This window comes from Serratia sp. CY40230, assembly GCF_052168835.1.
Classification (GTDB): domain Bacteria; phylum Pseudomonadota; class Gammaproteobacteria; order Enterobacterales; family Enterobacteriaceae; genus Serratia; species Serratia nematodiphila.
Genome location: NZ_JBJNLX010000005.1, coordinates 54,487 through 66,087, shown reverse-complemented (window position 1 = coordinate 66,087; position 11,601 = coordinate 54,487). Strand labels below are relative to the sequence as shown.

At 54.2% G+C, this 11,601-nt stretch carries 17 protein-coding genes; 13 read left to right on the top strand and 4 right to left on the bottom strand.

All coding sequences use genetic code 11. From position 1 onward, the window contains the following. Positions 1-66: 66 nt before the first annotated feature. From ACJ8IJ_RS17675 to ACJ8IJ_RS17650, 6 genes are all read left to right on the top strand, one after another. Positions 67-453 carry a hypothetical protein gene (locus ACJ8IJ_RS17675; RefSeq protein ID WP_152733876.1) on the top strand — a complete coding sequence of 129 codons (387 nt, stop codon included), beginning with the start codon at positions 67-69 and terminating at the stop codon, positions 451-453. 141 nt (positions 454-594) lie between these two features. Continuing rightward, positions 595-1,047, top strand: coding sequence for a hypothetical protein (locus ACJ8IJ_RS17670; RefSeq protein WP_442518412.1), 453 nt, complete (start codon positions 595-597; stop codon positions 1,045-1,047). 9 nt (positions 1,048-1,056) lie between these two features. Continuing rightward, positions 1,057-1,467 carry a hypothetical protein gene (locus tag ACJ8IJ_RS17665; protein WP_442518411.1) on the top strand — a complete coding sequence of 137 codons (411 nt, stop codon included), beginning with the start codon at positions 1,057-1,059 and terminating at the stop codon, positions 1,465-1,467. A gap of 31 nt (positions 1,468-1,498) precedes the next feature. Beyond that, entirely contained in the window at positions 1,499-1,828 is a 330-nt protein-coding gene (locus tag ACJ8IJ_RS17660) for a hypothetical protein (RefSeq protein ID WP_442518410.1), read from the top strand. A gap of 1 nt (position 1,829) precedes the next feature. Continuing rightward, the gene (locus ACJ8IJ_RS17655) at positions 1,830-2,297 is read left to right on the top strand and encodes a hypothetical protein (protein WP_049188874.1); all 468 of its coding nucleotides are present in this window, start codon (positions 1,830-1,832) and stop codon (positions 2,295-2,297) included. 75 nt (positions 2,298-2,372) lie between these two features. Continuing rightward, positions 2,373-2,714 (top strand): hypothetical protein, encoded by a 342-nt coding sequence (locus ACJ8IJ_RS17650; RefSeq protein ID WP_239664316.1) that lies wholly within the window; start codon positions 2,373-2,375, stop codon positions 2,712-2,714. A 103-nt stretch (positions 2,715-2,817) separates the two neighbouring features. Here the strand turns inward: ACJ8IJ_RS17650 and ACJ8IJ_RS17645 are convergent, their stop codons facing one another. Both ACJ8IJ_RS17645 and ACJ8IJ_RS17640 read right to left on the bottom strand, forming a co-directional pair. Next, positions 2,818-3,714 (bottom strand): PhzF family phenazine biosynthesis protein, encoded by an 897-nt coding sequence (locus ACJ8IJ_RS17645; protein WP_164123953.1) that lies wholly within the window; start codon positions 3,712-3,714, stop codon positions 2,818-2,820. A 54-nt stretch (positions 3,715-3,768) separates the two neighbouring features. Continuing rightward, a complete protein-coding gene (locus ACJ8IJ_RS17640; protein ID WP_004940731.1) occupies positions 3,769-4,686 on the bottom strand; it encodes a DMT family transporter in 918 nt (305 codons plus the stop codon). 178 nt (positions 4,687-4,864) lie between these two features. Between ACJ8IJ_RS17640 and ACJ8IJ_RS17635 the strand changes: the two genes are divergently transcribed. From ACJ8IJ_RS17635 to ACJ8IJ_RS17620, 4 genes are all read left to right on the top strand, one after another. Next, the gene (locus ACJ8IJ_RS17635) at positions 4,865-5,734 is read left to right on the top strand and encodes a helix-turn-helix domain-containing protein (RefSeq protein ID WP_442518409.1); all 870 of its coding nucleotides are present in this window, start codon (positions 4,865-4,867) and stop codon (positions 5,732-5,734) included. A gap of 18 nt (positions 5,735-5,752) precedes the next feature. Further along, positions 5,753-6,187, top strand: coding sequence for a glyoxalase/bleomycin resistance/dioxygenase family protein (locus tag ACJ8IJ_RS17630; protein ID WP_004940727.1), 435 nt, complete (start codon positions 5,753-5,755; stop codon positions 6,185-6,187). Positions 6,188-6,497: 310 nt separating this feature from the next. Then, positions 6,498-6,950: a MoaF-related domain-containing protein gene (locus tag ACJ8IJ_RS17625; protein WP_171403606.1), complete on the top strand. Its 453-nt coding sequence runs from the start codon at positions 6,498-6,500 to the stop codon at positions 6,948-6,950. A gap of 9 nt (positions 6,951-6,959) precedes the next feature. Continuing rightward, entirely contained in the window at positions 6,960-7,451 is a 492-nt protein-coding gene (locus ACJ8IJ_RS17620) for a nuclear transport factor 2 family protein (protein ID WP_021504558.1), read from the top strand. A 171-nt stretch (positions 7,452-7,622) separates the two neighbouring features. Here the strand turns inward: ACJ8IJ_RS17620 and ACJ8IJ_RS17615 are convergent, their stop codons facing one another. Next, on the bottom strand, positions 7,623-8,822 hold the full coding sequence (locus ACJ8IJ_RS17615; RefSeq protein ID WP_197753947.1) for a multidrug efflux MFS transporter: 1,200 nt from the start codon (positions 8,820-8,822) through the stop codon (positions 7,623-7,625). A gap of 255 nt (positions 8,823-9,077) precedes the next feature. Here ACJ8IJ_RS17615 and ACJ8IJ_RS17610 point away from each other — a divergent pair, with 255 nt between their 5' ends. The 3 genes from ACJ8IJ_RS17610 (at position 9,078) to ACJ8IJ_RS17600 (ending at position 11,204) form a co-directional block, all read left to right on the top strand. After that, the gene (locus ACJ8IJ_RS17610) at positions 9,078-9,650 is read left to right on the top strand and encodes an isochorismatase family cysteine hydrolase (RefSeq protein ID WP_033633093.1); all 573 of its coding nucleotides are present in this window, start codon (positions 9,078-9,080) and stop codon (positions 9,648-9,650) included. After that, positions 9,647-10,663: an FUSC family protein gene (locus ACJ8IJ_RS17605; RefSeq protein ID WP_442518408.1), complete on the top strand. Its 1,017-nt coding sequence runs from the start codon at positions 9,647-9,649 to the stop codon at positions 10,661-10,663. The genes ACJ8IJ_RS17610 and ACJ8IJ_RS17605 overlap by 4 nt, the downstream gene beginning before the upstream one ends. A gap of 91 nt (positions 10,664-10,754) precedes the next feature. After that, positions 10,755-11,204, top strand: coding sequence for a MarR family winged helix-turn-helix transcriptional regulator (locus tag ACJ8IJ_RS17600; protein ID WP_004940714.1), 450 nt, complete (start codon positions 10,755-10,757; stop codon positions 11,202-11,204). 37 nt (positions 11,205-11,241) lie between these two features. Here ACJ8IJ_RS17600 and ACJ8IJ_RS17595 read toward each other — a convergent pair whose 3' ends face one another. Further along, positions 11,242-11,523 (bottom strand): YjcB family protein, encoded by a 282-nt coding sequence (locus tag ACJ8IJ_RS17595; protein ID WP_004940713.1) that lies wholly within the window; start codon positions 11,521-11,523, stop codon positions 11,242-11,244. Positions 11,524-11,601: the final 78 nt, after the last annotated feature.

The window sequence follows — 11,601 nt, the reverse complement described above, 5'->3', positions numbered from 1 at the left end:
GTGTTACATTGATCGGATTAGTGCGTTATTGGAAGTAAGTGACACGGTGTATAATCTAGGTGGGTAATGATTAATATGTTTGAAAATAATAGGTTAATTGACAATCTGGTATTTTTGAATGAATCCAATAAAAATGAAAGTGTCATTATGAATTTTTATTCTTGGGTCCATATTATTTATGGAGTAATTGTTTTTTATGGAAGAAAAAGTGAAGAGGAAGCAAGTTACATAATTAACAATACACCTATGTTTACAACACCACCCAAGAATTTCATGGAGGCCTGTATGTTAGGTCATGAGGATGAATATTATTGGGGTATGGTAATGTCACATGGTGATGGATATTTTGAGAAGGGTTTTCCTCGTACAGCACCGGATGATTATTTTGAATGGGAGGATGGCTATATAAAAGATCACAATCTTGAGAGAAATACTCTAGTTTTTAATGATTAAAATAAGTGATGTTGTTAGAGTCGATAATTCTCAGTCGGTTCTGAATGTTTAGAATGAAAAGTATCTAAACGAGCAGATTTGATAATTTTCAAATATTCATCCGTACACATTGATAAATGATTTAATATTACGGTATCTAACATGATTGATTTTAACGCTAGAATTGTTTCGGGTGCTTCTATAGGGAATGTCGTTCTAAATGAAAATATTTCATTATATATTAATGAGATGCACTCCAGATTTAGCGTTAAGATTAAAAATCACTCCCTACCTGACGGGAGTGAGCGAAAGTCATATACAGCCGATAATACCTTATCCGTCATAACTGATAAAGACGGTGTCATTTTGTCACTTGGATGTAATGCTTATTACCAAGGGGGCTACAATGGAATCATATTCCCCGGAATGGAAATAAAAGATATAATCAAGCTGACTATATCACAGAAAATATACAATGGTTCAATAGTTATTAATGATGACTTTGGTATTGCGTTTATCCTCCCATGCCCATATGATGAGATTGCCGATGCGATAAACGATATTCCTGGCGGGGTGATAATAAACGAAATTTTCGTATCTGATTTTTCATTCTGACGTTAGCTTATGGAACATATTAGTGAGTTTAGTGAGAATATAATTAAATATGGGGTGGGTGATATAATTGTTACTGGCTACATAGATTCGGATACACCACCGGTTTTTCATCCGATGTATGACAGGGTTTACTTTATATCCGGTGAGGTTATATTTGAATTTTACATTGATGATGATGGGGTTGTTAATTCACATTTAGTTGAAAACATCGCTCCGTGGTTTGAAGTAGATGTGGATGATCAATTCTCCATGATGTCAATCTATTCACAAGCTTTTAAAACTGAACGGGAAGTTAAAATAATTGCAGTGAATTATAGAGAAGAACCGTTCTCAGTGTTCATCGTCAGGTATAAAGATGGTGACCATGAAAATTCACTGTATTTAGAGCCAAAGAGTTTTTTTGGCTTTTTGATTTCATAGAAAAAAACCATGGAATGATTAGGAGTTCAATGTGAGCAAGGAATTAAAGCTTGATGTTATGAATAACAAAAATGACTTGATTGAAGGGACTTTTTGCCACTCGCTTTTTGAGAGGTCGTTCTTTGATGAAAAGCTGTTAAGTGACTTAATAAATAATTCAGGGGCATTTTTAAAAGAAAACGAATGTGATAATGATGTTTTAAATTTGCTATCATGGATTGTCAATGGTGTTGATCAGTGTTTTACATCCCATAATGATGAAAGTGACTATTATTTAATTGAAAACTACTCTGTGGCATTGGAAAATAGGTGGGTGCTTTTGTGGCGGTCAAAAATTGATAAAATAATTGGCGGGAAGTAAAATGGATATCAAGAAAATACAAGAGAAATGGGAGCGTGGTCAGTTAATTGGAGTGGATCTCATCGCAAGTAAAAACAATACGGCAAGAGAGATAAATATTTACTCTGAAGAAAGTGATGGCTTCAAAAATACTTTTAATAAGGAGTATGGCATTTCATATGGGAGTGTTATTTCGTTAAGCTCATTCATTAAGAAACGTGATGATTTGTGGTCTGAAATTCAAATAAACAACAAGGTATTGCTTCCTGATGGTGACGTTTTATTTTGCGGGGAGGGCGAAATGGGGAGTGATGGTTTTATTGTCAGAGCAGATAAGTATAATAAATTGAAATGGTTCATGTATTCTACGACCTCTAACCCATTTATTGATGTTATAAGGTTAAACGGTCGGCTGCATATAAAATCCACGTTGGGTTTTTATCTTGACTTCGGTATCGCTGACAATGATATTTTTCTGAGAAATAAATGAGTGATATTTTTCTAATTGACATCATTAGTATTAAACCTAATAATAAATGAGTTTTTAATTTGATGTAGATTACCAATGATTAACAAATCTAGTCTGGTTGATGGTATCCTTTTTCGAGATGAGAATGACTCGAATGAAACTGTAGTTTTCAATTTTTATACTTGGGTGGAAATGCTTAAAGCGATCATTGTTAAATATGCGCAAAAGTCTGAAAGTGACGCGGAGTTATTGGTTTTATCATCGAGCTTAGTGTGCAAGCCTATCAACAGTTATACGGCTGTCTGTCTCAGGAGCCATGAAATTGAATATCATTGGGCAATGCTGATAGCTTATGGTGAACAGTATTGGCTGAAAGGCGTAGAATCCAAACAGCCTGATGGCTACTTTGACTGGGATGTGCAACATGAAAGAACATAACTTAGCAGAGGAAAGCTTTGTTTTTAGCAATTCATGAATCGCGATCCGATAGGGTAAACACCCCTCCAAATGTCCAACGCCTTCCTTATCCTACATCTCCAAACTAAATACCCAATGTGCCGTTAATCAGGGTGCAGCACTGCCCGCCGATCCAGGGCTCGCCGTCAATAAAGCGCACGCTCACGCGGCCATCTCGCTTCAGTTGGGTGCCCTGGCGCACCTGGTAACCCTGTGCGGTCTGGCCGCCGTCGGGGAAGCGGCTGGCTTGCAGCAAGCGCGCCAGGCAGGCGTTGGCGCTGCCGGTTACCGGATCTTCAATCAAAACACCGCATTCCACCATAAACGCGCGCATTTCGTAATCGGCCGGTTCGGTTGCGGAGCAGGCGCCATAAATCACTACGCCATCCACATCACAGGCGGTTTGCAGCTGTTTAATCGTGGCCTGATCCGGCGTTACCGCCAGGCAGGACTGCGCGTCCGGCAGGCGCACCATCAGCCAGCGAATGCCCATCTCGGCAATCACCGGCGGGGTGCCTGCTGCAATCACTGCAGGCCGTAAAGCGGCCGTCAGCCGTTCGGTTTCCTCGGCCGCCATGGGGCGGAACTCTACTTCGGGCGCGGCGAAGGCCAATGTGCCTTCCGGCTGGATATTGACCGCCACCAGGCCGACGCCGCATTCCTGCATCACCGTCCCAGGCCGTTTAGGCGTCAATCCGGCTTCCAGCAGGGCGTGGGCGGTGCCCAGCGTCGGGTGGCCGGCGAAGGGCAGCTCTTTTTCGGTGGTGAAAATGCGCACCTTATAATCCGCCGCCGGGTGCGTCGGTTTAAGCACGAAAGTGGTTTCCGAAAGGTTGGTCCAGCGGGCCAGTGCCAGCATCTGTGCGCTGCTCAGCCCCTCGGCCTCCAGCACCACCGCCACGGGGTTGCCCTGCAGCGGCGTACGGGTAAACACGTCCACCTGTTGGTAGGCGCGGGGTGTCACATCATCACTTCTGAGCATTTGCCATCATCCGTTATCAACAAAACCTGATAATAACGATATTCGCCAATGGCTTCAAAGGGTTGAGTTTTGTTTTGAGATACCCGCCCGTCGCCACTTCAGCCCCGGCTTGGCGAACATCACCAGGTTGCCCAGCAAAATCAGGCACAGGCCCAGCACGGCGTTGAAGTGCCACTGGTAGCCTTCGTAGATCGTTGAGATGGTCAGCGCCACCAGCGGGAACAGCAGGGTGCTGTAGGCCGCCGCGCCGGCGCCGATGCGGCCGAGCAGGCTGAAGTAGGCGGCGAAGGCGATCACCGATCCGAAGATCGCCAGATACAACAGGGATCCAATATAGCGGCTGCTGTATTCCATCTGGAACGATACGCCCTGCGCCAGGGCGATCAGCGCCATCAGCAGCGCGCCGTAGGTCATGGCATAGGTATTGGTGGAAAAAATATCCAGCCCGCGGCGCTGATGGCGCGCGCTGATCATGTTGCCCAGCGAGAAGCCGTAGGTGCCGAGCGCGCTCAGGCCGATGCCTTTAAGCAGCTCCGGCGCCATGCGGGTGGCGGCCAGATCTTGCCAGAACAGCGCCACGATGCCGGTCAACCCCAGCAGCGCCGCCGGCAGCAGGTTGGGGCTGGGGCGCTGGCGGAAGAACAGCAGGCTGTTGAGGGCGTTGAACAGTACCGCCATCGAGAAAATCACCGATTCCAGCCCGCTGCTGATATAAGCCGCCGCGTGGTAAAAGCAGAAGAAGTTGAAGCCGAACACGCAGCAGCCCTGCAGCACGCAGAACAGATGATCGCGCGGGGCGATGCGGCGCAGGCGGCGCGTTAGCAACAGCACGGCGAACATCACCGCGGCGGAAATGGCGAAACGGTAAGCGATCGACACAGGAATGGCCACCGGGCCTTCCTGTTGCAGGGTAATCGCTATCCAGGTGGTGCCCCAAATCAGCACCACGGCGAGGTACAACAGCGCATTCATTCTATTCACTCCGAAAAAACCGATGGCGCAGTATCCGCTTTGGCGCGCGGCGGCGCTTGCAGCGCTTTGCGCCCAGTTGCATATTCTTGCGCTTTTTTTGCCAAAAGCGCGGGGCGGCCGCTGGCATGCCGCGGCGCCACTCTTTACACTGTCAGCATGTCGAACAACGGGGCCGGCGATGTCCAACTATCAGGCGTTTGAAACACTGCGAGAGCACAAGGCGCGGCTGCACGGCAGCGTGCTGCTGGGCACCGGCGTGGAGCTGGCGGCCTGGTCTAACTGCAACGATCGCGTCACGCAGGAAAGCGCCGACCACCATACCCTGAGCCTGTACGTCGCCGACGGCTATGAGTGCTACCAGCAGGTGCCGGGCGGCTGGCGCAACGGCGGCGGGCCGGATCGCTTCTGCATCATGCCGCGCCAGTACGCTTCCACCTGGGATGTGCGCAGCGATCTGTCGTTCGTGCATCTGTATTGTACCGACGGGCATCTGCGCCGGCTGGCGGAGCAAACCTGGGATCGCAGCCCGGCGGCGATCAACGTGGAGCCGCGCAGCTTCGGCGAAGATCCGCAGATCACGCTGCTGTATCGCCAGTTTTTGCTCAACTGCGACTGGCGGGACAGCGCCAACCTGCTGGCGCTCAGCAGCGCCTCGAACCTGCTGATGTCGCACCTGATCCAGCGCTACAGCCAGCTGCAGTGGAAGCTGCCGGCGGCGCGCGGCGGCCTTGCTCCCGCGGCAGCCAGGCGGGTGCGGGAATATATCGCAAGCCACCTGGATCGGCCTTTGTTGTTGGCCGATCTGGCGGTGCAGGCCGGGTTGAGCGAATACCATTTTGCCCGCATGTTCAAACATTCGACCGGCCTGGCGCCGCACCAGTTTGTGATGCGCGCGCGGCTGCAGCGGGCGGAACAGCTGTTGCGGCATAGCCAACAGCCGATCACCGAGATCGCGCTGGCGTGCGGCTTCAGCTCCGCCAGCCATTTCAGCAACCGCTTCAAGGCGGCCTATGGACTTGCTCCGCTGCAGGTGCGGCAGGGGCGCTAACCGGAAGGGAGTGCAAGCATGGATCAACCATTTGCCGGGCTGGGCGTGTTGTTCGTCGCCGGATTCGGGCCGATCACGCGTGAGAGCGACGAGAGCAAGGCGTTTTATGTCGAGGCGCTGGGGTTGCCGCTCAAGCCGATGCCGGGCAACGAAACCTATCTGCTGGCCGAGCAGGGCGCGCTGGACGGGGTGAAACACTTCGCCCTGTGGCCGCTGGCGCAGGCGGCGCAGTCCTGCTTTGGCGACGATCGCTGGCCGGCGGATCTCGCGGTGCCGCAGGCATGGATCGAGTTCGACGTGGCCGACATGGCGGCCGCCACCCAGGGACTGATCGATCGCGGTTATCGGCTGCTGGTCGCCAATCGTGAAGAGCCGTGGGGGCAAAGCGTTACCCGTTTGCTCAGCCCGGAAGGGTTGCTGGTTGGCGTCACCTATACACCCTGGCTGCGTTAAACGCCACGCCGTTCGCCGCCGTTTCCCTGCGGCGGGCGGCTTAAGAATAAATACGCATTAGCTTAAAGCGATCTGCGCTATAGACCCATCAAATCCCCGAGTGGTTTCCCTTCCTGAAAGCAGTAATTCCGTTCATTGCGTAAAAACCAATGGCCAGAACGCGCTATTGCTATGCCATTTTACGGCGATTTTTCGCCCGCTTTTTTCGCCGCCAGGTGCCTGATAGGAATAGAGATTATTCTTATATTTCCGCCAACCGTTAAGAAATAATAATGATTCTCGTTTTCAACCACGGAAAGGAGAAGGAACGATGAAAACAGTGAAACGAACGGGCATCGCGCTGGCGATAGCCCTGACTTTCCCCCTGGCATTGCCTGCCGCTTTGGCGGCGCAAACCCCCCTGACAAACAGTAAGGCGGCGACGATGACGGAAAAACACGGGCAGTTTATTGCGGTCGGTAAAGTGGTGCAGGTGACCTTCGGCGATTTCGCCTTCAAGCTGGATTTTACCGATGACAAGACCATGACCTTCACCGGTATCGGCGAAGCTTCGCAGGGCATCACCGATACCGTGCAGTACACCGCGGTGGAGATTCGGCCGAAGGTCTATATGGTCTATTGGCATGAACCGCAGTCCGGCGACAACGTGACGCATGTCGAGGACTTTGAGCGCGGCGAGGTGTACACCAACATCGCCGCCAGGGACGGTAGCTTCACCCATCTGAAAGGGCAGCTGAAAATCGTAGGTCACTCAGGAAACTAAGGAGCAGTTATGAAAAAGGCATTGATCACCTGTGCGATCGTCGGCGGCTTGCTGGCGAGTTACCCGGCGCTGTCAACGGATCAGGCGGCGTCTTACAAATCGGCCGGCAAGGGCGGTTATCATCATGCCCAGCAGAAGCTGAAGGTGGTGGAAGATCTGTATGCAGGCTTTTTCAACCGTCATGACATCAGCGTGGCGCAAAAGCTGATTGTGGAGAACTACAAGCAGCATAACCCGTTCGTCGGCGACGGCATCAAGCCGTTCCTGGATTTCTTCAGCCAGACCTTTAAAGACAATCCGCAGTACAGCGCCAAAATATACCGCAGCGCGGTCAACGGTGATCTGGTCTATGTTCACGTCCAATACCAAAATAACCCGCAGGATCGCGGCACCGCCAGCGTGGATATTTATCGGGTGAACGATCAGGGTAAAATCACCGAGCATTGGGACGTCAATCAGGATGTGCCGGAAAAATCGGCCAACGACAATACCATGTTCTGATCCGCAAGGGCCGCTGCGGCGGCCCTCTACACGCCCGTAACACTTTATTTACTTACATAAATACCAAACGTTCATCGTGTCGAGTAGGCTACGGCCGCCTTTGGCAGTGGTGGCACGGTTGATGGGCGTCATTGTCCCGCCACTGCTTGAGGCGTTTCCCCACATTCCTCGTTATCCCGCGCGTTGATTTTCCACTTTTTTGAACTGATGCCGCAGCTGCAGCGCATTGCAAAGCACCAATACCGCCGTGACGGCGAACACCCAGCGGAACCCCATCATCGCCGAAATGCCCGATCCCAGCAGCGGGCCAACCACGTTGCCCAGGTACATAAAGGATTGGTTATAGCCGAAGATGCGCCCGGTCACCTGATCGGAGGAATACTTCAGCAGCAGCGCCTGCACCGCCGGCATCAGCGCGCCGTCGGCGAACCCCAGCAGGAAGCGCAGAATGCCCAGCTGCAGCGGCGTATTCACCCAGGCCATCACGGTGAACAGGCCGGTGGTGAACAGCAGCGCGGCGATCAGGATGCGCGCGGTGCCGATGCGATCGCCGAGCCGCCCGAGGCGTGGCGCCGAGATCAGCGCCGCAATGCCGGGCACGGCGGCAATCATGCCGCTGACAAAGGCGATATTGCTGACGTCGCCCGACAGCTCGCGGATGAACAGAGTCAGGATCGGGCTGATGGACGAGTTAGCCAGCTGGATCATCAGGGTACAAACGAACAGCGTGACGATCAGCGTTGGATAAGGCAGCGAACGGAATACCGCCTTGCCGCTCAGCTGATCCGCTTTTTTCACCGTGATGCGCCGTTCTTTAATCAGGAACAGCGTCACCAGGAAGCTGACGAACATCAGCCCGGCGGTGACGAAAAACACCACCCGCAGCCCCAGATGGTCGGCCATCAGCCCGCCCAGCAGCGGCCCGGCGATCACGCCGGAGATCTGCCCGGTAGAGAGCGTGCCCAGCGCCCAGCCGCTTTTATCGCGCGGCGCCTGCGAGGCGACCAGCGCCATGGCGTTGGGAATATAGCCGGACGTCAGCCCCATCAGGGCGCGCAGCGCGAACAGCTGCCAGACGTTGGTGGCCAGCCCCTGCAGGGCTATGACGATCGCCATACCCAGCGAGGCGCGCAGCAGCATCAGCTTGCGGCCTTTGCGGTCGGCGAGGCTGCCCCACAGCGGCGACACCACCGCCGAGACCAAAAAGGTGCCGCTGAACACCAGCCCGGACCACAGGCTGAGGGATTGATGATCGCTGACGCCGAGCTGTTCGACGTACAGCGGCAGAAAAGGGAGGATTTGGCTCATCGCCAGCCCGGTGAAGAAACACCCGAGCCAGACCGAGATCAGATTGACTTTCCACGCTTCCATCGACTTGTCGTACCACTTTGAATTTGGAGGGATTTGTTAAGCAAGATAATAATAACACCGCGAACTGGCCGGCGCGGGGGAAATGCGTGAGAAAACGTAAAGCTCGTCGGCGGCGTTGTTACATTTCGCTATAAATTAATAGCTATATTATCATAGGTATTTATTTTAAGCTACTCCACCAAGCCGCTCAACAATTCGGCGATGCCACACTCTCTCTACCCATTTCGCCGTGTCGGCGGCAAGGAGACGCTTTCTATGAATACCGCACTGATCGCTCTGGATTACATCGTGGATATCTCCCACCCGGAAGGAAAAATTGCGCGCTCGGCGCAGCAGGTCATCGAGCGCGATGCTATCGCGCGGGCAAATAGCGCATTGTCTCTCGCGCAGCGCAAGGATTGGCTGCGCATATTGGTTAAAGTCGGTTTCGCGGCCGGCTATGTCGATCAACCCAAATACTCGCGGATGTTTGGGCAGGCGCATCAATTTGGCGCTATCGCACTGGGCCAGCCGGGCACGGATTTTCATCCTGATTTAGCGTCTGATTTGGGGGAGTTAACCATCGTAAAACCGCGTGTCAGCGCGTTTTATGGCACCAATCTGGATGCGACGCTGCGCGCCCGCCGCATTGAACGGTTGGTGATCTGTGGGGTCAGCAGCACCTGGGCGGTACAGGCGACGGCGCGCGACGCGCACGATCGCGATTATCAGGTGCTGATACTGGAAGAGGCTTGCGCGGCGGCCACGGCGGAAGAGCACCGGATCTCGATGGAAACGCTTGCCACTATTGCCGATATCGTCACGCTGGAACAGCTGAGCGCATTGTGAAGCTGCTGCGTGAAGAAATCGCCTGGCGTCAGCTGCGACGGGGAGCATGGGTGTTGGCGCCGTTGCTGGCCCTGAGCCTGGCGACAGGCAATGCCAACTGGCTGAAGGCTTCGGTGGTCACCATATCGCTGTTTGTCGTTTGTGAGCGCCTTGAACTGGCGCCGCTCGGCGTGGCGCTACATGCGGCGGCATTGCTGCTGCTCTTTATGGCGCTGTTGTGCGCCATGCACACGCCGGTCATCTTCATTTTGGCGTGCGTGTTGGCAGCGGCGGCGGCGGTTGGGATCTCCGCGTTCGGCGGCAAGCTGCGATCCCTGGGGAATTTTATTTTTATTCCGGCTCTTTATCTGGCGTGTGAAACCGCTGAAGGTGGCGCCGGCGCGCCATTAGCCCAATGCGGCTGGGCGCTACTCCCTTTTCTGGGGGCAGCCGTCTTGCCGGTGCTGATGCTTGTACTGGCAGAGCATCGGCGGCTAGCGCGGCTGTCGACGAGTGACAGCCTGCATCATTATCTCCAGCTGCGTCGCAGCGATGAGCTTGGCGCTCGCGTGGCCTGCGGCGAGGCTTTGCTCGCCGTAAGTTGTGCCGTTGCACTGTCGGCCGCGATCGTTGAGTGGCAACACCTCGATTACGGGCAATGGGTGATCTGGTCGGCCGTCAGCGTGATCAGCGGCGATATGGCCGCTACGCGCAACAAACTCCGCCAGCGTGCGTCAGGCGCATTGCTGGGCGTGCCCGTCGGTATTTTGCTGGGTAGCCTCATGCCGCATGGCAATGTGGGTTATGAACTGCTGAGCGTGGTGACGATGCTCACCCTGGTGTCTTTTCATCGTTATACCTTGGGGTTTGGCGCCCGTTGCGCCTGCATCGCCTGCGCGTTGGTGATTGCCGGAAAAGCGCCGTCGATCGCCGCAGAAAGGGTGGTCAATGTGTTGCTGGGCGGTGGCGTCGGTCTGCTGTTCGCTTTGGTGGTGCATGCGGTGTTGCCGCTCAACGCCGGCACCCGCCAATAGCGAGCTGGCATATTTCGTCCGCCAATTTCGGTTGACCGTTCCCGGTCTCGGTGTGAAAGTACGACAAATCTATCGTTATCTATTGATGCCAATGAAAAAAGATCATCCTGAAGACGTGACGCTGCTGCGCACGCAATTAATGTCGCTGGTGCGCCGTTTGCGGCGCGAGTCGCGCAGCGACGAAAAATCCTGGGCCCAGCTGATGCTGCTGGGAGCTATCGATCGCCACGGCGGCGAGGCGACGCCGTCGCTGCTGGCGGAGTCGGAGCGCATGCGTTCCTCTAACCTGGCGGCCGCCTTGCGGGAGCTGGAGGCCGATGGGCTGCTGGTGCGCACGCCGGATGCCGAAGACAAACGCCGGGTACGGGTGCGCCTGACGCCCGCCGGTCTGGGCCTGTTGCAGCAAAGCCGCAGCCGGCGCGAGGCGTGGTTGCTGGCGGCGATGGAAAGCTGTTTAACGGAGCAAGAACAGGCGCAGCTGATCGAAGCGGGGGCGTTGATGGCGCGGCTGGCGGCGGCGCCGTCAACGGACGCGGAATAATCGGCGGGGCGGCAGATGCGCCGCCCGTGCAGCGAGGTTACGGCATCGGCCAATCGGCCGGCATGGTGCTGACGACGTCCACGTAGCGGTCCCAGGCCGATGACCAGAATTGGGTGAAGGCTTCCAGGGTGAGGTGGATGCCCATCAGCCCCATCACGAACCAGCAGGCGGTAAACAGGCCCAGGCTGCTGAACATGAACGCCATGCCGTTGCGGCTGGTTTTACGGCAAACGACGTTTAACTGGCTGGCGAAGAACATCATCACGGCGCTCAGCAACTCCCAGCGCATCATGACTAAACCGGTGGCAATGGTACTCATCGAACTCGATCCTATGTAACAAAAAGCCGCATCCGGCAGGGCGCCGACAGGGAAATGCGGGGGAATAACGGGAATAAT